The sequence below is a fragment of the Rhodococcus sp. IEGM 1307 genome (genome assembly GCF_030056915.1).
Lineage (GTDB): Bacteria > Actinomycetota > Actinomycetes > Mycobacteriales > Mycobacteriaceae > Rhodococcus_F > Rhodococcus_F opacus_D.
Genome location: NZ_JASHKW010000015.1, coordinates 75,299 through 97,965 on the forward strand (window position 1 = coordinate 75,299; position 22,667 = coordinate 97,965).

At 64.9% G+C, this 22,667-nt stretch carries 23 protein-coding genes; 11 read left to right on the forward strand and 12 right to left on the reverse strand.

Features of this window, described 5'->3' with window-relative positions; genetic code table 11:
• Positions 1–77 precede the first annotated feature (77 nt).
• Complete coding sequence (locus QM841_RS26730) at positions 78–1,247, forward strand: NADH:flavin oxidoreductase (protein WP_283334394.1); 1,170 nt, start codon at positions 78–80, stop codon at positions 1,245–1,247.
• On the opposite strand, the gene QM841_RS26735 is transcribed toward QM841_RS26730, so the two are convergent.
• The 6 genes from QM841_RS26735 to QM841_RS26760 form a co-directional block, all read right to left on the reverse strand.
• A complete protein-coding gene (locus QM841_RS26735) occupies positions 1,248–1,736 on the reverse strand; it encodes an SRPBCC family protein (protein WP_061044740.1) in 489 nt (162 codons plus the stop codon).
• Positions 1,733–2,065: an ArsR/SmtB family transcription factor gene (locus QM841_RS26740; protein ID WP_283334395.1), complete on the reverse strand. Its 333-nt coding sequence runs from the start codon at positions 2,063–2,065 to the stop codon at positions 1,733–1,735. Before QM841_RS26740 ends, QM841_RS26735 begins: the two co-directional genes overlap by 4 nt.
• A gap of 180 nt (positions 2,066–2,245) precedes the next feature.
• Complete coding sequence (locus QM841_RS26745; protein WP_283334396.1) at positions 2,246–2,428, reverse strand: hypothetical protein; 183 nt, start codon at positions 2,426–2,428, stop codon at positions 2,246–2,248.
• A 346-nt stretch (positions 2,429–2,774) separates the two neighbouring features.
• Positions 2,775–3,074, reverse strand: coding sequence for a hypothetical protein (locus tag QM841_RS26750; RefSeq protein WP_283334520.1), 300 nt, complete (start codon positions 3,072–3,074; stop codon positions 2,775–2,777).
• A complete protein-coding gene (locus QM841_RS26755; RefSeq protein ID WP_283334397.1) occupies positions 3,071–3,367 on the reverse strand; it encodes a hypothetical protein in 297 nt (98 codons plus the stop codon). Before QM841_RS26755 ends, QM841_RS26750 begins: the two co-directional genes overlap by 4 nt.
• Before the next feature lie 627 nt (positions 3,368–3,994).
• The gene (locus QM841_RS26760) at positions 3,995–4,600 is read right to left on the reverse strand and encodes a PadR family transcriptional regulator (protein ID WP_283334398.1); all 606 of its coding nucleotides are present in this window, start codon (positions 4,598–4,600) and stop codon (positions 3,995–3,997) included.
• Positions 4,601–4,726: 126 nt separating this feature from the next.
• On the opposite strand from QM841_RS26760, the gene QM841_RS26765 reads away from it, so the two are divergent.
• From QM841_RS26765 to QM841_RS26775, 3 genes are read left to right on the forward strand one after another with little or no spacing between them, the layout of a single operon-like run.
• The gene (locus QM841_RS26765; RefSeq protein WP_283334399.1) at positions 4,727–5,845 is read left to right on the forward strand and encodes an aromatic ring-hydroxylating dioxygenase subunit alpha; all 1,119 of its coding nucleotides are present in this window, start codon (positions 4,727–4,729) and stop codon (positions 5,843–5,845) included.
• Position 5,846: 1 nt separating this feature from the next.
• Positions 5,847–6,821, forward strand: a complete 975-nt coding sequence (locus QM841_RS26770) for a PDR/VanB family oxidoreductase (RefSeq protein ID WP_283334400.1) — start codon at positions 5,847–5,849, stop codon at positions 6,819–6,821.
• Positions 6,818–7,294, forward strand: coding sequence for an HtaA domain-containing protein (locus QM841_RS26775; RefSeq protein WP_283334401.1), 477 nt, complete (start codon positions 6,818–6,820; stop codon positions 7,292–7,294). Before QM841_RS26770 ends, QM841_RS26775 begins: the two co-directional genes overlap by 4 nt.
• 23 nt (positions 7,295–7,317) lie before the next feature.
• Here the strand turns inward: QM841_RS26775 and QM841_RS26780 are convergent, their stop codons facing one another.
• Complete coding sequence (locus QM841_RS26780; protein ID WP_283334402.1) at positions 7,318–7,968, reverse strand: TetR/AcrR family transcriptional regulator; 651 nt, start codon at positions 7,966–7,968, stop codon at positions 7,318–7,320.
• 152 nt (positions 7,969–8,120) lie between these two features.
• On the opposite strand from QM841_RS26780, the gene QM841_RS26785 reads away from it, so the two are divergent.
• From QM841_RS26785 to QM841_RS26810, 6 genes are all read left to right on the forward strand, one after another.
• The gene (locus QM841_RS26785) at positions 8,121–8,930 is read left to right on the forward strand and encodes an SDR family NAD(P)-dependent oxidoreductase (RefSeq protein ID WP_283334403.1); all 810 of its coding nucleotides are present in this window, start codon (positions 8,121–8,123) and stop codon (positions 8,928–8,930) included.
• 34 nt (positions 8,931–8,964) lie between these two features.
• A complete protein-coding gene (locus QM841_RS26790; protein ID WP_283334404.1) occupies positions 8,965–10,128 on the forward strand; it encodes a serine hydrolase domain-containing protein in 1,164 nt (387 codons plus the stop codon).
• 12 nt (positions 10,129–10,140) lie between these two features.
• Positions 10,141–11,412: a cytochrome P450 gene (locus tag QM841_RS26795; RefSeq protein WP_283334405.1), complete on the forward strand. Its 1,272-nt coding sequence runs from the start codon at positions 10,141–10,143 to the stop codon at positions 11,410–11,412.
• A 21-nt stretch (positions 11,413–11,433) separates the two neighbouring features.
• Positions 11,434–12,429, forward strand: coding sequence for a PDR/VanB family oxidoreductase (locus tag QM841_RS26800; protein ID WP_283334406.1), 996 nt, complete (start codon positions 11,434–11,436; stop codon positions 12,427–12,429).
• A gap of 219 nt (positions 12,430–12,648) precedes the next feature.
• Positions 12,649–13,866 carry a formaldehyde dehydrogenase, glutathione-independent gene (fdhA, locus tag QM841_RS26805; RefSeq protein WP_283334407.1) on the forward strand — a complete coding sequence of 406 codons (1,218 nt, stop codon included), beginning with the start codon at positions 12,649–12,651 and terminating at the stop codon, positions 13,864–13,866.
• A 209-nt stretch (positions 13,867–14,075) separates the two neighbouring features.
• The gene (locus QM841_RS26810) at positions 14,076–15,194 is read left to right on the forward strand and encodes a hypothetical protein (protein WP_283334408.1); all 1,119 of its coding nucleotides are present in this window, start codon (positions 14,076–14,078) and stop codon (positions 15,192–15,194) included.
• A 341-nt stretch (positions 15,195–15,535) separates the two neighbouring features.
• Here QM841_RS26810 and QM841_RS26815 read toward each other — a convergent pair whose 3' ends face one another.
• Together QM841_RS26815 and QM841_RS26820 are read right to left on the reverse strand one after the other, a co-directional pair.
• Positions 15,536–16,894 carry an MFS transporter gene (locus QM841_RS26815; RefSeq protein WP_283334409.1) on the reverse strand — a complete coding sequence of 453 codons (1,359 nt, stop codon included), beginning with the start codon at positions 16,892–16,894 and terminating at the stop codon, positions 15,536–15,538.
• A 130-nt stretch (positions 16,895–17,024) separates the two neighbouring features.
• Positions 17,025–17,864, reverse strand: coding sequence for an alpha/beta fold hydrolase (locus QM841_RS26820; RefSeq protein ID WP_283334410.1), 840 nt, complete (start codon positions 17,862–17,864; stop codon positions 17,025–17,027).
• Positions 17,865–17,968: 104 nt separating this feature from the next.
• On the opposite strand from QM841_RS26820, the gene QM841_RS26825 reads away from it, so the two are divergent.
• Positions 17,969–18,184 (forward strand): hypothetical protein, encoded by a 216-nt coding sequence (locus tag QM841_RS26825; RefSeq protein ID WP_283334411.1) that lies wholly within the window; start codon positions 17,969–17,971, stop codon positions 18,182–18,184.
• On the opposite strand, the gene QM841_RS26830 is transcribed toward QM841_RS26825, so the two are convergent.
• The 3 genes from QM841_RS26830 to QM841_RS26840 all read right to left on the reverse strand — a co-directional run bounded on the left by QM841_RS26830 (position 18,181) and on the right by QM841_RS26840 (position 22,626).
• Complete coding sequence (locus tag QM841_RS26830; protein ID WP_283334412.1) at positions 18,181–19,530, reverse strand: MFS transporter; 1,350 nt, start codon at positions 19,528–19,530, stop codon at positions 18,181–18,183. The two genes, QM841_RS26825 and QM841_RS26830, sit on opposite strands and share 4 nt — an antisense overlap.
• A 75-nt stretch (positions 19,531–19,605) precedes the next feature.
• On the reverse strand, positions 19,606–20,799 hold the full coding sequence (locus tag QM841_RS26835; RefSeq protein ID WP_283334413.1) for a cytochrome P450: 1,194 nt from the start codon (positions 20,797–20,799) through the stop codon (positions 19,606–19,608).
• Positions 20,800–21,558: 759 nt separating this feature from the next.
• Positions 21,559–22,626, reverse strand: coding sequence for a maleylacetate reductase (locus QM841_RS26840; RefSeq protein ID WP_491931509.1), 1,068 nt, complete (start codon positions 22,624–22,626; stop codon positions 21,559–21,561).
• Positions 22,627–22,667 lie beyond the last annotated feature (41 nt).

The window sequence follows — 22,667 nt, forward strand, 5'->3', positions numbered from 1 at the left end:
TCCCGCTCAGCGGACACGTTCCGGTCGCCGAACCCTCCCGCCGCCTACCGTCGAACGCACACGACGAAGGGCCGGGAATGACCACACATCCAGACGTTTTCACCCCGGCCACGCTGGGCCCCATCACGTTACGCAATCGGGTCATCAAGTCGGCCACGTTCGAGGGCCGCACTCCCGACGCGCTGGTCACCGACGAACTGATCGAGTTCCACCGCCGGCCCGCGGCGGGTGGGGTCGGGATGTCGACGGTGGCCTACTGCGCCGTGGCACCGGAGGGTCGCACCGAACGCGGGCAGTTGTGGATGCGCTCGGACGCCGTGCCCGGGCTGCGCAGGCTCACCGACGCCATCCACGCCGAGGGTGCGGCCGCATCCGCCCAACTCGGGCACGCCGGACCCGTCGCGAACGAGAAGTCCACCGGACTGCCGGCGCTCGCACCCTCTAGGTCGTTCAACCCGCTCAGCATGCGGATGATCCGCAGCGCCACCACCGCAGACATCACCCGGATCACCGCCGCCCACGGAACCGCGGCGCGGCTCGCCGTCGAGTCCGGATTCGACGCCGTCGAGATCCACTTCGGCCACAACTACTTCGCCAGTGCGTTTCTCAGCCCGAAGCTGAACCGTCGCACCGATTCCTACGGCGGATCACTCGAGAACCGGGCCCGGGTGGTGCGGGACGTCGCCCGGACCGTGCGCGACGCCGTCGGCGGCCGGGTCGCGATCCTCGCCAAGCTGAACATGGACGACGGCGTCCCCGGCGGGTTCTGGCTGGACGAGGCCATCCAGGTGGCCAGACTGCTGGAGCACGACGGCAGCGTCGACGCCCTCGAACTCACCATGGGCAGTTCACTTCTCAACCCGATGTACCTGTTCAAGGGTGACGCGCCGGTGCGGGAGTTCGCGGCCGCCATGCCGCAGCCGGTCCGCCTCGGCGTGCAACTGCTCGGGAAGTCGATGATCCACGCCTACCCGTACCGCGACCTGTTCATGCTCGAGCACGCACGCCAGATCCGTGCGGCGGTGACCTTGCCGCTCGTCTTGCTCGGCGGAGTCACCGACCGGGCGGGAATGGACACCGCCATGGCCGAGGGCTTCGAATTCGTCGCCATGGCCCGGGCGCTGCTGCGCGAACCCGACCTGGTGAACCGCATCCGGTCCGAGTCCCACACCCAGTCGTTGTGCATCCACTGCAACAAGTGCATGCCCACGATCTTCAGCGGAGCGCGCTGCGTGCTCGTCGAGTGATCACCAGCTCGTCTGCGCCAGAACCGCATCCAGCGCCGCGTAGCTCTCGTTCATGCCACTTTCCATACCGGACTGCAGCATGCCGTCGCGCTCTTCGGGAGTGTGGAACTGACTGACCACGGACAGCTTGGTGCGTCCGTCGCCGAGGTCGGTGTAGGTGTTGTTCTCGACGATGACGTGGCCGGGCATGCCGTCCCACTCGAACGTGTACACCAGGCGCTCTTCCGGGGTGATCTCCCGGAATCTGCCCTCGAAGCCGTGGGTTTCGCCGTCCGAATGTTCGACGAAGCGCCAGTGCCCGCCGCGCTCGAATTCCCAGCGCTCGAGGTCGAGTTCGTTTCCGCGGCCCCACCACTGGGCGAGCAGTTCCGGTCTCGTGAATGCGGCCCACACGCGGTCGCGGGGAGCGTTGAAGATGCGTTCGACGTGGATCTCCCGGTCCGTCGGCGTCGAGACGGTCGCGGTCGTGGGGGTCTGCGAGGTGCTCATGACGTGCCTTCCGTTCGATTGAGGAATTCGTCCAGACGGTCCAGGCGCCCTTCGAGCGACAGCTGGTAGTCGCGGATCCAGGCCACCTCACGCTCGAGGGAATTGGTCCCCAACATGCAGTACCGCACCCGGCCACGTTTCTCGGTCACGACCATCCCCGCCTCTTCGAGCAGTCGCACGTGTTTCTTGATGCCGGTGAGCGTCATCTCGAAGAGTTCGGCCAGGTCACTGATCGAGCAGGCGCCCTCGCCGAGCCGACGGAGGATCCCACGTCGCGTGGGGTCTGCCAGTGCGGCGAACGTGGCGTCGAGAACCGGATACTGAACCATCGAGTTCAGTGTTGCACGCGTGTGGCGCTCCGTCAACGGTTTCGGTACGAATCGGTAGCGGTCCGGACACCCGCGTGCCGCAGAGGTGGACGTCCGAATCCGTCGGTGCACGTCCGCGCCGGAGAGAGGCGGGAATGACATCACGCACCTTTCCTCACGGCCCGCCGACCGATGGGGTGTTCACCCATTGGGCCCGTTGCGCTCACCTGTGGGCCCGCCGTCCGACTCGGACGCGGCGTTCTCACCCAGCGAGGGTGCCGTGCTGGAACGGTATCCGGGCGGGTAGTCCAAGTCGGACAGGGTGATCGTGCGCCGGCACCCGCTGGGGCTTTCGGTGTGCAGGAAGTCGTCGGCATACGCCACGGCGCGCGCGCATCGAGATAGGTAGAGAGCGGCGCTGGTGGTGCGTGCTGTCCTTCGGTGTCGCGTCGCTGGCGAGCCTCGTCGGCACCGGAGCATCGATCGGACCAGCGCCTGCGCACGCTTACCTCAGTGCCGCTTGGGGCCTGTCCTTCGGCGGAGCTGCCAGCCTGCTGCAGATCGCAATGTCGCGCGCCGCCGGCACCGCTGTCGATTCCGCTCATCGGTCATGGTCACCGGTGCCATCTTTGTTTCTGGACGCCACAACGCCTTCCCGCCTTGCACACCCATGACGGACGCTGACCACAAGGCTCACTGGACGCCGGGTTGTACGCTTCGCGGGCTGGGATCATCCCGCCTCGTTCGACCGCCTCCGCGTCTCCTCGAAGCGCTGCCGCTGCCGGACCCCGTACGCCGCCTCCTTGACGGCGGCGTCGTCCTCGAGACCCGACCCGAGCGCCCCACCGATGGTCGCAATGGACGCCAGCAACCAGGTGAGCGTCAGGTAATCGGAGAAGTTTGTGTTCCCGAGGGTTCCGTCACCCGGGTAGGCGTCGAGGACTTGGATGTAGATGTTCTGCGACGAGTGTCGGATGCCCTTGATCACGTAGGAGCCGTTCTCGTCGATCGTGGCGGATCGGTAGATCACGTCGGGGTTGTCGAGCCCCCATCGACGGTCCGGCTGATCGTCCCAGCGATGGAAGTTCGACCGAGGTTGGCGACATCGCTGGCCACCGCGAGTGCCAGACCATCGATGTAGGACGCCAATTCTGCTGTGGTGGCATCGTCTGTGGCGAGGCCCGACTGTGCCAGCGTGGCGCGGAGCGTGGCCTTGGCCGCGACAACCAGCGGATCCTGTGCCAACTCGACTGCCCGAGTATTGAGCGCTGCGTTCTCGAGAAAACGCATCGGCGGCGCGAGCGGGGAACGCGGACAGTTCACCGGCGATGACGAACTCCCAGATCCCGGCGCTGATGACGTACTTCCGGGGCCAGGAGAATCGAGTGGCTGTGCAGCCGCCGAAGTGGCGAGCAGCAGCGCGCCGACCACAGCTGTGACCGAAACTACGACAGCAAGCGATCGTGTGCGCACGTAGATTACTTCCTTCGCATGTGAACGATTCGTAGCGTGACGGGGGTCACCGTACGAAGCCTCGGCGACCCTTCGAACTGGCATCTCCCGCCACGCGGGAGGGTATGAGATTTACACGCATGCTGTGTGCGGTCTCATACGGAAGCGCGACTGGCGGTGTGCACGATCTGCGCGATCGCACGTGTGCAATCTGTTTGGGTGTAACCGAGCAGCGCGGTCTCGGTTGCGTCAGGCTCGTAGTGCATGGTGTTGCCCCGACCCTGGACGATCATCGCGTCGGGCAGCAGGGGTGCTCCTCGTCCAGTTCGTCGATGCTGCGTGTACCGCCCGCGGCGTCGACGAGCATCTGGAAGTATTCGCGAAAGGTCAGACTCTCAGCGGTAGAATGCACGGTCTGCGGTGAGCTGTTCAAGAACAAGTCGCGCCTGCCGGTACGCGGACGATGAGGATCGAGAGGGCGGTGCCACCGCCACATAGTCACGGGTGCGTGCTGGGCTCGACCGGATGCGACATTTCGTCTAGGAGGGCAAGTCCCTTTACTGCCCAATCGATCTCGGCCTTGCTGCGGCTGATCATGCCGTCGTAGGTGTAGGCCTTGTACGCGATGATCCGGGCGTGTTCGTGCTGCGGGTAGTGATCGAGTCGCCGAACGATGGCTGGATCCGTGCCGGCCTTGATTCCGTCCCGGACGGCGGTGAGCAACTCGACTTGAGTGGTGTAGTACTCGATGTGCTTGTGCAGGATCTCCCGTGCATGATCGGGGTCCGCCCATTCGAAGTAGGCGGCTTGCATGTGGTGGGCATCGCGTTCGGGGGCGTGGTCGAGCGGGGTGTTCATCCACGTTCGGAAGGCGGCGATGCCGTCGTCGGTGATGCTGTATTGCGTTTTGGTGCTCCTCGGCCCCCACCTGACCTGCTCGCCCTCGATCAGTCCGTCCTTCTGCATGCGGCGCAGTTCGGGATAGATCTGCGAATCGGGGGCGTGCCAGACGTGCCCGACGGAGCCGCCGAACCGTTTGGCGGCGTCGTATCCGGTGAGCGGGCCCGCCGTGAGCAGGGCCAGCAGTGCGTAGCGAAGGCTCATGTCTCCTCATCGGCCGGACTGTCTTGCCAATAACTATATCGATAGATAGTGTGTGCGTCACATCACCCAATAGCTATCTGCATAGTTATTGCGGTTTCTACTGGTGACGATCCCCAAGGACATCGCATGACCGATCTCGGCCCGGGCGGCGCGACCGCCAAGAGCATGGCCTTCCCCCTCAACGCGTGGTACGTCGCGGCGTGGGACTACGAAGTGACCTCCGCGAAGCTGCTTGCCCGCAGGATTGCCGACAAGCCGATGACGCTGTACCGCACCACCGACGGCCGCCCGGTCGCCCTCGCCGACGCCTGCTGGCATCGACTCGCCCCGCTCTCACTCGGTACCCGTATCGGCGCGGACGAGGTGCAGTGCCCCTACCACGGCCTGCGGTTCAACTCTGCGGGCCGGTGCACCAAGATGCCGGCGCAGGAGACGATCAACCCGTCGGCGATGGTGGCGTCCTACCCCGTCGAACAGCGTCATCGGTTCCTGTGGGTGTGGCTGGGAGATCCGACGCTCGCCGACCCCGCCACCATCCCGGACATGTTCCAGATGGACTCGCCCGAGTGGGCCGGCGACGGCCGCACCATCGACGTTCAGGCCAACTACCAGTTGGTGCTCGACAACCTGATGGACCTCACCCACGAAGAGTTCGTCCACTCCTCCTCCATCGGGCAGGAGGAACTCAGCGAGTCCGACTTCGTGGTCACCCACGACGAGCGCACGGTCACCGTCACCCGGTGGATGCACAACATCGACGCACCGCCGTTCTGGCTGAAGAATATGCGCGACAAGTTCCCCGGGTTCGAGGGCAAGGTCGATCGCTGGCAGATCATCGAATTCCAGGCACCGGGCACGATCCGCATCGACGTCGGCGTGGCCGAGGCGGGTACCGGTGCCCCCGAGGGTGATCGCAGCCAGGGCGTGAACGGGTTCGTCATGAACACCATTACCCCCGTCGACGAGAAGACGGCGCTGTACTTCTGGGCCTTCCAACGCAACTACCGCCTCGAAAGCCAGCTGATCACCACGCAGCTGCGCGACGGCGTGCACGGAGTCTTCGGCGAGGACGAGGCCATGCTCACCGCCCAGCAGGCCGCCATCGAGGCCAACCCGGATCACGAGTTCTACAACCTCAACATCGACGCGGGCGGGATGTGGGTCCGCCGAATCATTCAGCGCATGATCGAGAGTGAGCGCCTGCACACCGCGAACATCGACGCGCTGACCGAAACGGTGAACTGACATGACCGACAACAAGATCACCTGGCAGCAGGGACAGGTCACCTCTGTCGAGCCCGCCGCCGACGGCATCGCCAAGATCGTGATCGCCACCGAACAATCCCATCGTGCAGCCCCCGGAGCGCACGTCGATGTCCGCATCGGCAGCGGCGCCGTCCGCTCGTACTCGATCGTCTCCGGCGCCGCCGACGGCCACAGCGTGACCCTCGGGGTCCACCTGTCCCCCACCTCCCGTGGTGGGTCCCGGTACATGCACACCCTGCAGGCCGGTGACCCGATCGAGCTGACCGCCCCACTGCAGAACTTCCCGCTGCGGGTCGGTGCACCGCGGTATGTCCTGCTCGCCGGGGGCATTGGGATCACCGCGATGGCGGCGATGGCGGCGGTGCTGCGGCGGGTCGGGGCCGACTACCGTTTCGTCTACGTCGCGCGCAGTCGGACCGCGATGGCGTTTCTGCCGGAACTGCTCGCCGTGCACGGTGATCGCCTGGAGGCGCACATCGACGACGAGGGCACCGGACTCGATGTCCGGGATCTCGTGGCCGGCGTCGACGAGGTGACGGAGTTGTACATGTGCGGGCCGATCCGGCTGATGGATGCCGTGCGCCGCAACTGGATCGAGCGGGATCTGCCGCTGCCGAATCTGCGGTACGAAACCTTCGGGAACAGCGGGTGGTTCCAGGCCGAGGAGTTCGTCGTGAACATCCCGCGACTGGGCATCGAGACCACCGTTCGGTCCGGTGACTCGCTGCTCGACGCTCTCGAGCGAGCCGGCGCGGACATGATGTTCGACTGCCGTAAGGGCGAGTGCGGTCTGTGCCAGGTCGATATCGTCGACGTCGAGGGCACCGTCGACCACCGGGACGTGTTCTTCAGCGAGGAGCAGAAGGCCAACTCGAAGAAGCTGTGCGCCTGTGTGTCCCGCGTAGTGTGCGGCAAAGGCGGGCGCGGCGCGACCTTGACCCTCGAGGTGCCATGACCGCCGGCGTCGGACCGTGCGCGCTTGCCCGGGTCGGATTGACCTGGGGAATCAAGCGCAGCTTCATCCGCTATATCGCCACTCTGCCCGACGGTCGACATGCGATGTCCGAGGGCGCGCATCTGGGCGAGACGAGCTACTTCACCTTCCCGCCGATTCCATCGCCGGACGCGCCGCAGGTGGTGCGGTTCGGCGGAGTCGTTCGGCTCGGTGGGCACGGTGGGATGCTCGACATCCTGATTGTGGAGCCGTGGGTCGAGATGACCGAGTCCGGGCCGATCCTGTCGGTGGTAGATCCGACCGGATGGCCGGATCGAACTCGACGCATCCCCCTGGCCGAGCTGCATCTTCGGGAAGCAGAGCACGGGCTCACCGCACGCCGGTACGCCGCGACCCTGACCGGCGCCGGTGCGGTGATCTTCGACGATCACTACCCACCGGGCACCGAACTCGACACGCTCGTCATCGAGTAGGCCCGCGTTAGCCGCCGTGCGCGTCACCCCGGGTGCGTCGCCGCCGGGGTGGTCGCGCCGGCGAGAGCGGCGTGCCATTGCGCCGTCAAGACGTCGATCACATCCGAGTGGTCGGCCGGAGCGGAGCGGACGAGCACGAAGTACAGGGTGCGCTCGAAGCCGAGCATCGTCGTCACCAGCGTCAATCGTGCCCGTTGCCGTTCCGGTCCGTCCGGGTAGCGGCCGAGGAAGGTCGTCATCGCGTCCGCCGCTTCCGACAGCGTCTGGTACCACCGCTGAGAGACGACCGGTTCGACGGACAAGGCATGCTCGAGGGTTTCGAGTTGCCGGCGCCTGTCCACCCACAACTGTGAGCTGTCTTCGACCCACCGCCGCAGGCCGTCGGTATCGGCCGGGTCGAGGGAATCGAGCGTTCGGTAGCTGTCGATGACCTCCGGACTGAGTTGTTCGAGCATGGCGTCGACCAGCTCCGCTTTGGCCTTGAAATGCAGATAGAGGTTGGCGCGGCTGATGCCGGCGGCCTTGGCGATCGACTCCATGGTGATCTTGTCGTAGCCGTATTCGGAGAACAGCGGAATCGCGCACTCGACGATGCGGGCGCGGGTGGCCCGCTTCTTCCTGCCCACGCGCGGTGCGGACGAGTCGGTCGGGGATGCGGTTTCCGTCGTGCTCATGAGTCCAGCGTATCGGTGCCGCGATCAGCACACACAACGGAACTAGACAAGAATCCAGAAAAAAACTAGACATGGATCTAGTTTTTGGTATGGTGTGTCTTGCACCACTTACGAGCCGCCATTGCGCTCGCCCCCTCTCGAGGAGTCTCTCCATGAAGCTTGCTGGAAAAGTCGCATTCGTCACCGGTGCCGGGTCCGGAATCGGCGCCGCCACCGCCCGGTTGTTGGCCGAGCACGGTGCGACCGTCATCGGCGCCGACATCTCCGAAGCCAACGTCAAAGAGGTACTGTCCGGAATCGACAAGGGTGAAGGAATCGCCCTCGACGTCGCCGACAGCACGGCCGTCAAGGACGCATTCGCGCACGTCGAAAACCGCTACGGCGCACTCCATGTGCTGATCAACGCCGCCGGCATCAACGCACCGACCCGCGAAGAGAACCAGCGTCTGGTCGATGTCAACGTGGCTGTGTTCGAAGCCCGCAAACGCGGCGAGATCCTGCACCCGGACTTCCTGTCCGGTGTCACCGACGAACACTTCGATCGCGTCCTCGCCGTCAACCTCAAGGGCCCCTTCTACACCATCCGTGAAGCTGCCCCGCTGATGAAGCGGTCCGGCGGTGGATCGATCGTCAACATCTCCAGCGTGTCCGCGCTCGTGGGAACGCCTATGCCGCTGTACTACCCGGCCTCCAAGGCCGGTGTCCTCGGCATGACCCGAGCCGCAGCCGGGGAGCTCGCGCCACACGACATCCGCGTCAACGCCGTTGCACCGGGCGCGGTGGACACACCGCTGCTGCGTGCACAGCCCGACGAGATCGTCGATTCCATCGCCAGCGTGCAGCCGATCTCGAGCTTGGCTCGGCCCGAAGACCTCGCCGCAACCATGCTGTTCCTCGCCTCCGATGACAGCAAGTATTACACCGGACAGACCCTGTCGCCGTCCGGCGGCCTCTACATGTAAACCCGTCCGGACACACAGACAAGAGAGCACAACCATGAGCACACCCACCAGCTTCGATCAGGACGCTCTGCGCCGAATCCGCGCCACGATCGGCGAGGACATCGACGCCGGACGCTACGACGGCGCGGTCATCGCTGTCGCCCGCCACGGCGAAATCGGCATGCACGAGGCCATCGGATACGCCGACCGCGCCACTGGACGCACCGCGACCGTCGACGACATCTTCTGGATCTTCTCGATGACCAAGGCGTTCACCAACATTCTGGTTTTGCAGGCCATTGACCGCGGTCAGCTGGATCTGACCACCCGGGTCGTCGACGTGATCCCCGAGTTCGTCGGCCGCGACCCGTTCCGCGCTGCGAAGAAGGATCGCGTCAACGTCGGTCATCTGCTGACCCACCGCGCCGGTCTGGTGGTCACCCCCACCCCCCTGCCGTACTCCGAACTCGGCAACCTCGACGCCGTCATCGACGCGATCAGCCAGCTCGACGTCGTCGGCGAACCGGGCGGAACCTTCAACTACTCGCCCACCCTCAACCACGCGCTGCTCGGGGAGATGGTGCGCCGTGCCACTGGATACGGCAGTTACGGAGAACTGCTCACCAACGAGCTCTTCGCCCCGTTGAAGATGAACGACACCGCACTCGGCGCCCCCAAGGCGTGGGCCGATCGGATGGTGCCCATCAAGGCTCACTTCCCTCCCGGTGGGTGGCTCAAGTCCTCGGACATCGAGGTCATGCAGGACATCGTCGTCGAGGGCGCGGAGATGCCGTGGGTCGGCGCGGTATCGACCACCAGCGACATTCTGCGCTTCGCGGAAATGATCCGCCGCGGCGGCGAACTCGACGGGGTACGTATCCTCTCGCCGAGCATCCTCGATCTCGCCACGACCCTGCAGACCGGTACGGCGCCGAACGATCTGTACGCCATGCTGTGCCACGCCCGCGGGTGGGACGTGCCCCCCGGCAACTTCGGTCTGGGCTTCGCATTGCGGGGCGAGGGTGTGTACCCGACCTTCTTCGGGGCGTCGACCAGCCCGCGCACGCACGGCAACTACGGCGCCGGCTCCACCCTGTTCTGGGTCGACCCCGACAAGGACCTGACCTTCGTGTGCCTGACCGCCGGGGTGATGGAGGAAGGCGACAATCTCGCCCGCTTCCAGCGTCTGTCGACCATGGCTGCGGCCTCCGCCCTCTGAACGGACCTCGACATGACCAGCACCTTCGGGCAGCGACCTTCTGCCCCAACGGAATTCAATCCGCTGAGCGAGAGCGCCCTGCTCGACCCGGCCTCGATGTACGACCAGATCCGCACCGAGCGGCCCGTGTTCTGGCACGAGCAGCTCGGCACCTGGGTCGTCACTCGCCGCGACGACGTCGACACGGTCCTGATGGACTGGAAGTCCTTCTCCTGCACAGGTAACGGCGGAAACCTTCCCGTGCCCGAGCAATTCACCTCCATCGTCACCTCCGAGCTGATGGCACACATCTCCATCAGCATGGACCCGCCGATCCACACCGAAATGCGTCGGGTCGCCCAGCGCGGCTTCCTCAAGCCGGTCATCGACGCCCTCGAGCCGCAGATCGAAGCCCGCGCCCACCGCATCATCGATCGATTGGCCGCCCGCGGCACTGCCGAGCTGATGGAGGAGTACTGCCTCGAGCTCACCACCCAGACGCTGATGGCGCTGATGGATCTGCCGGACTCATACGAGCCGATGATGCGCCAACTGCGCGACGACCACTTCGCGGTCCTCGCCAGCGGACGAGAGCCGATGGAGGAGCCGCGCCGCACCGAGGTGTGGACGCGGTACACCAACGCGCAACTCGCGCTCCGCGAACTGGTGCGCGAACGCCGCGACAGTACCGCCTCCGATCTCATCTCGGTGATGGCCTCGGCACGCAACCGCGACGGCGAACCAACCCTGTCGGACGAGCGTGTCGCGCTTCATCTGTGCGAATTCTCGGCCGCCGGGACCGACACCACCGCCCAGGGCATGGCCAACGCCGTCATCTTCCTCTCCCGCAACGAAGACCAACTCGACCAGGCCCAAGCCGATCCGAGCCTGTGGCCGCGGGTGTTCGAGGAAACCCTCCGGCGGCGCCCGTCCGCCCCGTTCGCCTCACGGCAGGCCACCCGTGACGTCGAACTGTCGGGGGTCACCATCCCCGCCGGGGACATGGTGTGGGTGGCACTGGCCAGCGCCAACAACGACCCCGACCACTACCTCGAACCGAAGAAGTGGAACATCCACCGCGACGAGCCCACCGACCACTACGCGTTCACCAAGGGCCGACACACCTGTCTGGGACAGCCACTCGGCCGCACCCAAGGCACCGCCGGGGTCCGTGTCCTGTTCGAACGACTACCCAGCCTGCGCATCGCTCCCGACTTCGAACAGGATTTCCTCCCGCTGGTCATGCTGCCGATCCGACGTAGCCTCGTCGCGACCTGGGACCCGACCGACAGCACCACCGAATAACTCGCCGACAAGGACCTCCCCATGCAAACGACACCTGTGATCGACACCGACACGTCCCTGCCGACGTCCGCGGAGAACCGTATGACGTTGACGGTCGCGGCACGGACCGTGGTCGCCGATGCTGTCGTGGAACTGACCCTGACCCACCCCGCAGGGTGGCCGCTACCCCGGTGGGCGCCCGGTGCACACCTGGACCTGGTCCTCGGTCCGAACCTGGTGCGCCAGTACTCGTTGTGCGGCGACCCCGGTGACCGCACGGCATACCGGGTCGCGGTCCTGCGTGAACCCGACAGCCGCGGCGGCTCCCTCGCGGTCCACGACAATCTCACCGTCGGGGCCACGATCGAGGTCCAGGGTCCGCGCAACAACTTCGCATTGGTCGACGCGCAGGAGTACTTGTTCATCGCGGGGGGAATCGGCATCACGCCGCTGATTCCGATGATCGCCACCGCCGAGGCCCAGGGCATTCCGTTCCGGCTTGTCTACGGTGGGCGCGCGCGGTCCTCGATGGCGTACGTCGAGGACCTCGAAAACCGTTATCCCGGACGGGTCACAATCCACCCCCAGGACGAGGTCGGGCATCTGGATCTGCCCGCGATTCTTGGGAAACACCGGCCGGGCCGCCGGGTCTTCACTTGTGGTCCGGGCCCTTTGCTCGATGCCATCGACGGCCATTGCCTCTCGTGGCCGGCAGGATCAGTCAACATGGAGCGGTTTCGCGCCAAGACCTCCGACCCGGCAACCGTCGACACCGAATTCGAGGTCGAGCTGGCGCTGACGGGAGTCACGGTGTCGGTGCCGGCCGACCGTTCGATCCTCGACGTCGTCGAGGAGGCCGGCGCGATCGTGGTCTCATCGTGCCGGGAGGGCACCTGCGGCAGCTGTGAGACACCGATACTCGAGGGTGAGGCCGATCACCGCGATTCGCTGCTCACCCAGGACGAGAAGGACGCTCAGGAGACCATGTTCATCTGCGTGTCCCGGGCCTGCTCGCGACGACTGGTTCTCGACCTGTGATCGCCCCGGAACCATGCGTACCTGACAACCATCGGTCAGCCATGAGTGGTTCCGAGTGCACGATCGCAGCACACACACCTCGCAACGAGGTCCTGACCGATACCGGCAGTGCCCTCTCCGCCCAGGAAAGCTGAACGGCGGGATCAGCTTCCGCCGCTGACCTCGGCCGATTGCATCGCAATTGGCTTCGAATCACTTCACAGAAAGACCATGATGACGATGAGCGCAAACCGCGCGGTGACGTATGTCGGACCGGGCAAGGTCGAGGTCCGCGACATCGAGTTCCCGAAGCTCGAGCTGCGGGACGGCCCCGGCGTCAACCCCGCCAATATCGGCCGCAAGTGTGAGCACGGCGTCATCCTGAAGGTTGTTTCCACCAACATCTGCGGCAGCGATCAGCACATGGTTCGCGGCCGCACCACTGCCCCCGAGGGGTTGGTCCTCGGCCATGAGATCACCGGTGAGGTGGTCGAGGTCGGTCGCGACGTCGAGTTCATCAAGGTCGGCGACCTGTGCTCGGTGCCGTTCAACATCGCATGTGGTCGATGCCGCAACTGCAAGGAACGCAAGACCGGGATCTGCCTCAACGTCAACCCGGATCGGCCCGGATCCGCGTTCGGGTACGTCGATATGGGCGGCTGGGTCGGTGGTCAGGCAGAATACGTGATGGCCCCGTACGCCGACTTCAACCTGCTCAGGTTTCCCGATCGGGATCAGGCGATGGAAAAGATCCGGGACCTGACCATGCTCTCGGACATCTTCCCCACCGGATACCACGGCGTCGTCACCGCCGGGGTGCACGCCGGCTCGACTGTGTACGTCGCTGGTGCGGGACCGGTCGGACTCGCCGCCGCGGCCGGTGCGCAACTGCTCGGTGCCGCAGTCGTGATCGTCGGCGACCTGAACTCTGATCGACTTGCTCAGGCCCGCTCGTTCGGATGTGAAACCATCGATGTCTCCCGGGGCGCACCTCAGGATCAGATCGAGCAGATCCTCGGTGCCCGGGAGGTAGATGCCGCGATCGACGCCGTGGGATTCGAGGCCCGCGGTCACGGTGGCGACGCAGGCCACGAGCAACCTGCCGCCGTCCTCAACTCGTTGATGGAATTGACCGCCGCCGGCGGTGGCATCGGCATTCCGGGTCTGTACATCACCGGGGACCCGGGCGCCGCCGACGATGCTGCCAAGGCGGGAGCGCTCTCGTTGAGTTTGGGTACCGGCTGGGCCAAGTCGCTGTCCTTCGCGACCGGGCAGTGCCCGGTGATGAGTTACCACCGGGAGTTGATGAATGCGATTCTCGCCGACCGGGTACAGATCGCGAAAGCGGTGAATGCCACTGTGATTTCACTCGACGACGCACCCAACGGCTACAGCGCATTCGACCGTGGCGTGGCCGAGAAGTTCGTCATCGATCCACACGGGATGATCGCCGTCTGACCCCGTGCCATGGCGCCCCGTCGTCGGGACTGCTCGGCGGCCACAAATAGCACCGGAGGCGTCGCCGATGGTGCCGGGAGACCGGGCGATGAGCGACCCGTGCACCACGGCCCCGGACAGCCACCGGCGCTGAGCGGATCTGCGCCGCCCGGCGCCAGTCACAGTTCCGCGGTGTTCTCCATCAGCCGCTCCCACGAAAAGCAGGTCCTATGTCGAAAACTGTTATAGCCATCGGCGTGTGCGCGCTGATGTTCGCCGGTGCCTGTTCCACGAACGCCGACGATGCAGAGTCCGCCACAAATCCGGAACCCACCCTCTCCCCGCTTGGGACGCCATGGACGTCGGTTACCGAAAACCAAGTCAGCGGCGTCGTCCGACCGGAGGATCTCGTCGCGGTCCCGGACACCGCATGGGTTCTGGCCAGCAGCATGGCCTCGCCCAAGCGAGGAACCCCGGGAAGGCTCGTCGCCGTCGACTCGACGACCAATGCCACTGTGCCGCTCTGGCCAAGCCCGGATCAGCATGCCGAATGGAACCGCAGCATCTACCCCGATTGCGCCGGGGTCCCCGACGCCTCGTCCGCCGAACCACACGGAATCGCCATCGCCCCGACAACCGACGGACAGCCAGTCACCCTGTACGCGGTCAATCACAAGCGGGAATCGATCGAAGTCTTCCACCTCGACCCACAGGCAGATCCCGTGGCGCTGACGTGGGTGGGATGCGTACCCATCCCCGGTGACGTGTACGCCAACGCAGTCGCACCCTTGCCGGACGGCAGCGGCATCATCGTCTCCAGCATGTTCGATCCCACTGTGTCCGGAGACCCGTTCGCTCGCATGTTTTCGGGCGTTGCTACGGGACGGGTGATGAAATGGACTCCGGCGCAGGGATGGACAGCGTTGCCGGACAGCGCAGTCGGGGGCGCCAACGGTGTTCTGGTCTCGCCGGACGGGCAGTCCGTCGTCGTTGCTGCGTGGACGCAAAAGAAGCTCGTGCGGATGTCTCTGACGAATCCGAGCGACCGGAGTGAGGTGACGCTACCGTTTCTGCCGGACAACCTCCGCTGGACGCCGCAGGGCACGATTCTTGTGACCGGGCAGAACGTCACCGTCGACGATGTTCTGGTGTGCAACGGGGGTGAAGGAACTAACTGTCCCACCGGGTACGCGGTCGTGGAGGTCGATCCATCATCGATGACCAGCACGGTGCTCATCGACGGCACCGAGTCCTCGGTGAGTCTGGCGACCACGGCCCTGCCGGTCGGGGACGAGATCTGGTTGGGGACGCTCAGCGGTGACCGAATTGTGCGGTTGGACCGGGGCTGAGCTTCCCCTGATGAGGTGGGGCAACCACGGTGCCTTCCGAACCGTGGTTGCCCCACCCAGAGGCCCGGAACCCCGCACCTGGACACGCCGCAACCCCCGTGACAGCGAGCTAGCGGGGACGTCGCCACATGGGCTTGCTGTGATGGCGTGGAGGGTCGCACCGCGTTGAGTCGGATCATCGAGGTCGCGCCCACATCCTTCTCGAGATGACCTCGGATCCCGATATCCCAATGACCTTCTTGCGTCGCTTTTTTCGATGAAGAGCTGCACTGCGGGAAGGGCCCTGGGTGTTCGGAGCGCACGCCATGCCGAGATGGGACCGCTATTTCGCCGCCTACCGGTTATCCAGCGCTTGTCGTCAGCGGACTCGGACCAGCTGACGTCGGCGACGATGCCCTCCGATCCACGAGCTGCAGTCGACCAGCGATACGGACAAGTGCGAGGAGGCAGCACATGGAGACGAGCAGGGCCGCTGCTATCGCTCCTGCAACGGAGTACGCGTTTCCGGTGCCGTTCAGCAGAAGTGTGGCAGCGAGGGGCATCAGCCCGGATCCGATGACGTTCGACAGCTGTACGCCGAGAGACATTCCGGTGTAGCGGATACTGGGATCGAAACTGTCAGCGAAGAGGGCGGGCTGGGCGCCGTATGCGCTGGTGAACAGAATTCCCATTCCGACCACGTACCCGAACAGGACCCACAGCGTGTTCCCGGTGTTGACGGTCCAGAAAAGCAGGAAGACTCCCGCGACACCGCCCAGAGGGCCGAACGTCATCAGGGCCCGTCGGCCGTAGCGGTCCGAAAGGTGCCCTGACAAAAGAATGACCGGGATCTGGATTACACATGTTGCGAGGATCGCGATCAGGGTGATCGTGCTCGAGACGCCCTGCTGGTTTCGCGCATATCCGACCAGGAAAGTCAATGCGACGACACTGAATGCGCCGTAGCCGAGGAAGCCACCACAGACCAGCAGTACCGGCTTGAGGTGGCTGCCCAGTACCGTACGGATGGGCAGCTTCTGCTCAGCGCCTTCGTTCTTGACCGCTTCGAACTCTGGCGATTCCGCGATCTTCAGTCGCACGATGAGGCCGAGTACGACCAACAGGGCACTGAGAAGGAACGGGACTCGCCATCCCCACGTCATGAACTGATCCGCAGGCAACAATGTGACGGAGAGGAAGGCTGCGTTTCCGGCGAGGGTACCGATCGAGGGCCCCACCTGAGGAACTGACGCGAAGAAGCCGCGTTGAGTCGGTTTCGCGTATTCGAATGCCATGAGTATTGCGCCACCCCACTCGCCACCGAACGCGATGCCTTGGAGTAGTCGCAGCGTCACCAGTAGTGCTGGAGCCCAGATACCGATACTGGCGTATGTCGGCAGAAGCCCGATCGTCGTTGAGGCGACACCCATGATGACCAGCGTGAGTACCAGAACCGGCTTTCGGCCGAACTTGTCGCCGAAGTGGCCGAAAGCAATTGCTCCGATCGGTCGTGAAAGATAGCCGACTGCGAGCGTCCCGAGGGAGGCCAGAACACCGATCAGCGAATCGCCTTCTGGGAAGAAGAGTTGTGGAAAAATCAGGACGGCAGCGAGGCCGTAGATTGAGAAGTCATAGTATTCAAGTGCGGTGCCGGCCATGCTGGCTGCAGCGATTTTGCGAACTTTCGCGCTATCACTTCGCCTGCCGATTGTCTGGTTCATGATCATTGCTCCTCTTGGTGACCAAGGTGCGGCGAGCCGCAGGGCGAGACGGGTTCGGTCGTTCGTTCAGCTCGAGACGGCTCGGCGGGGTGGGGCTTGCTGCTGCGTGGCAGTCCAGGTCAAGTGCAGGTCAGGATTCCGCCGAATCGTTACCGGCCTGATTTTCGAGAAAGTTGAGGTATGCCGCGGAAGTCACATCGGCTTCGTCGGCATAGATTTCGTGACCCGCGCCGTCGACGGTGACGACGCGCGCTCCCGGGATAGCAGCGGCGATCGACAGCTGCTCCAAGAGAGAGGTGGCGGAACTTCGCGTCGGTGCCAACACGAGGGAGGGCACGGTTAGTTGGGGCAGCAGCGGGGCGACATCCACCCCGGATATCACTGTGCTGTAGCCGATCAATGCCGTGGTCGATGCGGACGAAAACTGGTCGATCCACCATTGCGACTGCAGCGCGTCCTCACACACCGCAGTGCCGGTCTGGCTGACCAGCCATTTCGCGAACCCCTCTGCACCAAGCGATTCGAGAGCATCCTGCCAAGTGTTGTGGGACCCCGCAAAAAATTGCTGTCCCGCCCCGTCGATGGTGGTCGGGGAACTGCACAATGTCAGGGACTGCACCTGGTCGGGATGTCCGTGGGCAAGTCCGACGGCAAGCATCCCACCCGTCGACTCCCCCAGCACGTGTACCCGACCGAGGGACAGCACATCGATGAATCTGCTCAAGTCGTCGACCAACTGGTCGAACGTCCATGGGGCGGTGCCTCCATCGGCGGACTTCCCATGGCCACGAAGATCTCGTCGAATCACCCGGTATCGGCCGGCAAGCCGTGGAATCCAGTGGTACCAAAATTGCGAGTTGCGACCAAATCCAGGTTGAATGAGGATGGTTTCGATATCTGTCCTCCACGGGTCGCAGAAGCAGTCGTCTTCGTACCATGTGTCGTAACCGTTGACCGAGATTCGGGGCATACAGGATGTCCTTGCGTTGTTGGTTGCGCTGGCCGGGCGGTCGTCTCGCGGCGCGTGCCTTGGCCGTCAATCGTCATCGCCGCTCAGTGTTCGATGTTGGCGGTATGGACGGTGCGGCGCGCGGCCGCAACGACCACTCCACCCGGTATCTGCGTAAGTACTCCGACATGAACGCAGTCGACGACGATCTCGGGGACCTGGCCATTCTTGCGGCCATTTACCGCACCGGTATGGCCGTCCTCGACCACGGCCCACACGTGCCTGGGGCATGTGCGTCGTCGGCGCGCCACCTTGGCACACGCGCCCAGGTCCGGGTCTAGGCCGCCGTGATCGGTGCAGGTGACGTACTGATTGGTGACTTCGATTCTGCTGCAACATCTGTGGAGGTTCTGACCAGTGCAAGCAAACACGCCATGGATACTGCCAGCGCGACCACGATCGCCGCGGCGATCGCGTACGGGGTACCGGTGGCATTGAGGAGCAACGTGGCGACAAGCGGCATCAAACCGGATCCGATGACATTCGACAGCTGGTACCCCAGTGACATGCCGGTGTAGCGCACGCTCGGCTCGAAGCTGTCCGCAAAGAGGGCTGGTTTAGCCCCGTATGCGCTGGTGAAAAGCACGCCCATACCGACGACGTAACCGATGATGATCCACGCAGGCTGCGCCGTGTTGATCGTCCAGAAGAGCAGGACGGTACCGGCGATCGCGGCCAGAGGCCCGACGGTCATGATCCGGCGCCGACCGAATCGGTCCGAGGCGTATCCACCGAGCATGATGACCGGAATCTGCACCATGCAGGTGGCAAGGATCGCGGCGAGTGTGATCGAATTGCTGACACCCTGCGTGTTGCGGGCGTACCCGACGAGGAAGGTCAGTGCCACGATGCTGAAGGCACCGTATCCGAGGAATGCCCCACAGACGAGCAAGACAGGTTTGCGGTGGCTGCGCAGCACTTCTGCAAGCGGCACCTTCGCGGACGTACCTTCGGCCTTGAGGGCAGCGAACTCGGGCGATTCAGCGATCTTCAAACGCACGATCAGACCGAGGGCGACCAGTAGGGCGCTGAGCAGGAAAGGAATTCGCCAACCCCATGAGAGCATGGCGTCTTCCGGCAGCAGGGTCGTGAGGAGGAAAACGGCGTTGCCGAGTAGGGTGCCCACCGCCGGCCCGACCTGGGGCACCGAGGCGAAGAACCCTCGGCGTTCCGGGCGCGCATATTCGAAGGCCATCAGGATCGCCCCGCCCCATTCTCCGCCGAAGGCGACGCCTTGCAGGAAACGAAGCGTGACAAGCACCACCGCAGCCCAGGCCCCGATGTTGTCGTAGGTGGGCAGTAGGCCGATCGCCGTCGAGGCGACACCCATGATCACCAGGGTGATCACCAGAACCGGTTTGCGGCCGATTTTGTCGCCGAAGTGGCCGAAGATGACAGCCCCGAGTGGACGGGAGAAGTAGCCGACCGCGAGAGTGCCGAAAGAAGCCAGGGCGCCGACGAAGGCATTGCTTTGCGGGAAGAACAACGTCGGGAACACCAGAGCGGCAGCGAGCCCGTAGATCGAGAAGTCGTAGTACTCGAGCGCGGTACCGGCCATGCTTGCCGCGGCGATCTTACGCACCTTGGTCGCGTCGCCGGCCGGAGGGGACACCACCGACTCGGTCATTCTGTCTCCTTAGCTGTGGGGGCGGCATCACCCCGGCTGCTTCGCCGGGACGACGCCGATATGACGTGGCAGTGTCTACTTTTCGAGGCGAACAGGGATGCTGGACCAACCGGTACGCAGCGCTCGCCCCGACGTCTCGGCGGGTGCGGCGAGCGTGATGGAACGGGTGCCGGAGAGCAATTGTGTTCCGAACGCGAGAAGTTCCTGCCGCGCGACGGGCGCACCGACGCACATGTGCGGACCGAAACCGAATGTGAGGTGCTGGTTGCGTTCGCGGTCCAACCGGATCCGGTGCGGATCTGCGAATCGTTCGGCGTCACGGTTGGCTGAGGCGACGTTAATCGCGACGAGCTCGTTCGCCGGGACCGGGGTGCCGGCGATCGTGACATCGGCGGTGGTTCGACGAACGGTCTGGTGCAGCGGCGGTCCGAGGCGCAGCACTTCCTCGATCGCAGCGGGTAACAGGTTCGGGTCGGCCCGCAGGCGGGCCTGGTCGTCGGGGTTCGTGGCCAGATAGTGCGCTAACGATCCCATCGCCGAACTGGTTGTATCTGCGCCCGCGGCGAAGATCTGGGTCCCGAGCGAGAGCACCTGTTCGCGTGAGATCGGCTCGCCGTCGGGCCGCAGTTCGAGGATCCCGCTCATCACATCCTGCTCCGGGTCCCGCGGGTGCTCGGTGCGCTCGGCGATCAGGGTGCCCACTGCGTCGTCCCACAACGTCGCCTGCAGGGCGCCGAAGGCGTTGATGTCGTGGCGCAGAGCGTCGGCGCGGTCGAGGGTGGCAGCGAGTTCGACCCAACCCTCGTCGCTCAGTCCGAGCAACACCGAAAGCACCTGCGGCGGGACAGTTCGCGCGACGGACCGGTAGATGTCACCCTCGCCGGCCTCGATGAGCGGAGTCAGTTGCTCGGCAACGATTCGGTCGATATCCGGTGACAGCCCCGCGACCCGGTCGGGACGGAAGTACTTGTTGAGGAAGGTTCGATAGAAGGTGTGCTCCGGCGGATTCGTTGCGATGGGTATCGGCCGATTCGGCGACGGATACTCGACGAAGGGGCGCCCACTCGCAAAATTCTTCCAGTCCCGGCTGGCCTTCGAGGCGTCGGCGAAAGTCAGCACACTCCAGAATCCGTCGAAGTCGTCACTGTGCACGACCGGCGAGCACGCGCGCAGTCGGTCGTACTCTCCGTACAGGTCGGAGGCGGTGCTCGGTTGATAGGACGCGGCTGAATCCACATCGTGGCGCGCGCCGGTATTCGTAGTCGTCATGGTGCACCTCTCGGCAAATCGATCCCACTGAGTCGAGGATTTTGGCGGGCATCTCGCGGGGATAGAATTGGTCCCCGCAACATCGATCGGAGTGACGGTCCGATCGGTCGGCTACCGTCGAATGTAATCTTTGTCATACAAAACAGCAAGACCCGATCTGAATCACTTCGCTTGGGGCCCTTGCGACTACGCGTAGGGCACGCGTCTTCGTCGTCGGAATCTTGGTGCCTATCGATGAAGAGCCAATGCGAGCCAGTGAGCAACCGGGTCCTCGGGGCCGAGATTCCCTGCGTTCAGGGAGGATGGTGGCGCCGCACGCTTGCAGGCGGTGCTCGATTGCCCGCTCCGTCAGGGCACCGAGGCGCGGCCGGATTCTCGACCTGCGGGCAGAATGTAGCGGAGATACACAGGCTCAGGGGCTGTTTCGGTTGATCCGCCTTCGCTCGGCGTCCAGTGATTCACGGTGGGGTCGGTCGACTGACCTGTCCGGCGTGACCGGGGCCCGGAGCCGGGGGCGCCTGCGCGAGCGCTGTGTGAGCACGCGCGCCGGCCCTCCGGCGCAATCGGTCACGGGGGGTGCCGCGGTAGGACGCACGGCGGCAGGGCCGTGGCATTTTATCGACGTGATGACGCCGCCTCACGCTGGACGCGGGCGGTGCTGCGGACCCGGTGGGCTGGGCGCATACGCCGGATCGGCAGTCCCGGATACGAACCGGGGAAGCTACGACCGGGGAAGCGCTCCCTGGGGGCGGTGGTTGGTCAGCTCCAGCCCTCTCCCGACCAGGCATTTCGCAGGAGCTGGCCCAATTCCGCGCGGGACACGGGATGCGGGTTCGACGCGGGAACCACGGGCAGGACCAGATCGACGGCCTCGTCGAGGTCGCCCTCGGACAGCCCGACGTCGCGTAGCGCGGTCGGGGCCTCGACAGATTTCAGCAGAGTGCGCAGGCCGTGCACCGCGTCGGCCGCGCCGAGCGCGGCGGCCGTACGTGTCGCCGCAGCCTGTGCATAAGGTGCGTTGAAGGCCAGGACGTGGGGCAGGACGATGGTGTGTGTTTGGGCGTGGGGTAGGTCGAACCGACCGCCGAGCACGTGGCAGATCTTGTGGTGCAGACCCGATCCCGCGCTAGCGAAAGCGACCGCGGCAAGGTATGCGCCGTAGAGTGCGTGCTCGCGTCCGGCAAGCGATTCGGGTCGGTCGGCAACCTCGGGGAGGGCGTCGGCGAGGGCGCGTATCGCCTCGGTGGCGAGCGCGGTGTTGATCGGATTCGCGCGCGGCGCCCACAGTGAGTCGACGCAGTGTGCGAGGGCATTGCAGGCGCTGGCGACGCTGAGCTCACGTGGCAGGGTGCGGGTGAGTTCGGCGTCGTAGACGACGGTGTGGGGAAGGACGCGGTCGTCCTGGCCGGTGGTTTTGCGAGCCGCCTCGGTGATTCCCCAGACATTCGTCGCTTCAGATCCGGCGTACGTGGTCGGGACGGCAATGATCGGCAGTCCGGTGGTCAACGCGACGGCTTTGGCCAGTCCGGTCGTCGACCCGCCGCCGATGCTGATGAGCAGATCGGCATGGTGGTCCCGGGCGATACTACGAGCCTGTTCGGCCTGCTCGACGGGCACGTGGGGGCGCACATCGTCGAATCGCACCGCGATGTCGAGGCCGCCGAGAACTGCGTCAGCGAGCGCGTGGTCGTGGCGGGCGGCCACGACCATGGGCGTGGATGCTCTCAGATCGTTGGCAGCCGAACGCAAATGGTTCGCCGCCTGGCCCGACCCGAACAGCACGCGCTGGCCGAGGGTGTGGTGGTCGAAAATCGGTATCTCGTTCATGAGGTTTCCTCGCGGACTCGTCGCGGGCCGGGTGAGCCGGC

Bases quoted from the DNA above. Each gene is read 5' to 3' on its own strand.
- QM841_RS26800 (WP_283334406.1), top strand. From the start codon at position 11,434: ATGCAAACGACACCTGTGATCGACACCGACACGTCCCTGCCGACGTCC.
- QM841_RS26740 (WP_283334395.1), bottom strand. From the start codon at position 2,065: ATGGTTCAGTATCCGGTTCTCGACGCCACGTTCGCCGCACTGGCAGAC.
- fdhA (WP_283334407.1), top strand. From the start codon at position 12,649: ATGAGCGCAAACCGCGCGGTGACGTATGTCGGACCGGGCAAGGTCGAG.
- QM841_RS26830 (WP_283334412.1), bottom strand. From the start codon at position 19,530: ATGACCGAGTCGGTGGTGTCCCCTCCGGCCGGCGACGCGACCAAGGTG.
- QM841_RS26775 (WP_283334401.1), top strand. From the start codon at position 6,818: ATGACCGCCGGCGTCGGACCGTGCGCGCTTGCCCGGGTCGGATTGACC.
- QM841_RS26820 (WP_283334410.1), bottom strand. From the start codon at position 17,864: ATGCCCCGAATCTCGGTCAACGGTTACGACACATGGTACGAAGACGAC.
- QM841_RS26795 (WP_283334405.1), top strand. From the start codon at position 10,141: ATGACCAGCACCTTCGGGCAGCGACCTTCTGCCCCAACGGAATTCAAT.
- QM841_RS26780 (WP_283334402.1), bottom strand. From the start codon at position 7,968: ATGAGCACGACGGAAACCGCATCCCCGACCGACTCGTCCGCACCGCGC.
- QM841_RS26760 (WP_283334398.1), bottom strand. From the start codon at position 4,600: ATGAGCCTTCGCTACGCACTGCTGGCCCTGCTCACGGCGGGCCCGCTC.
- QM841_RS26735 (WP_061044740.1), bottom strand. From the start codon at position 1,736: ATGAGCACCTCGCAGACCCCCACGACCGCGACCGTCTCGACGCCGACG.
- QM841_RS26835 (WP_283334413.1), bottom strand. From the start codon at position 20,799: ATGACGACTACGAATACCGGCGCGCGCCACGATGTGGATTCAGCCGCG.
- QM841_RS26730 (WP_283334394.1), top strand. From the start codon at position 78: ATGACCACACATCCAGACGTTTTCACCCCGGCCACGCTGGGCCCCATC.
- QM841_RS26810 (WP_283334408.1), top strand. From the start codon at position 14,076: ATGTCGAAAACTGTTATAGCCATCGGCGTGTGCGCGCTGATGTTCGCC.
- QM841_RS26765 (WP_283334399.1), top strand. From the start codon at position 4,727: ATGACCGATCTCGGCCCGGGCGGCGCGACCGCCAAGAGCATGGCCTTC.
- QM841_RS26840 (WP_491931509.1), bottom strand. From the start codon at position 22,626: ATGAACGAGATACCGATTTTCGACCACCACACCCTCGGCCAGCGCGTG.
- QM841_RS26770 (WP_283334400.1), top strand. From the start codon at position 5,847: ATGACCGACAACAAGATCACCTGGCAGCAGGGACAGGTCACCTCTGTC.
- QM841_RS26785 (WP_283334403.1), top strand. From the start codon at position 8,121: ATGAAGCTTGCTGGAAAAGTCGCATTCGTCACCGGTGCCGGGTCCGGA.
- QM841_RS26790 (WP_283334404.1), top strand. From the start codon at position 8,965: ATGAGCACACCCACCAGCTTCGATCAGGACGCTCTGCGCCGAATCCGC.
- QM841_RS26825 (WP_283334411.1), top strand. From the start codon at position 17,969: ATGGACGGTGCGGCGCGCGGCCGCAACGACCACTCCACCCGGTATCTG.
- QM841_RS26815 (WP_283334409.1), bottom strand. From the start codon at position 16,894: ATGAACCAGACAATCGGCAGGCGAAGTGATAGCGCGAAAGTTCGCAAA.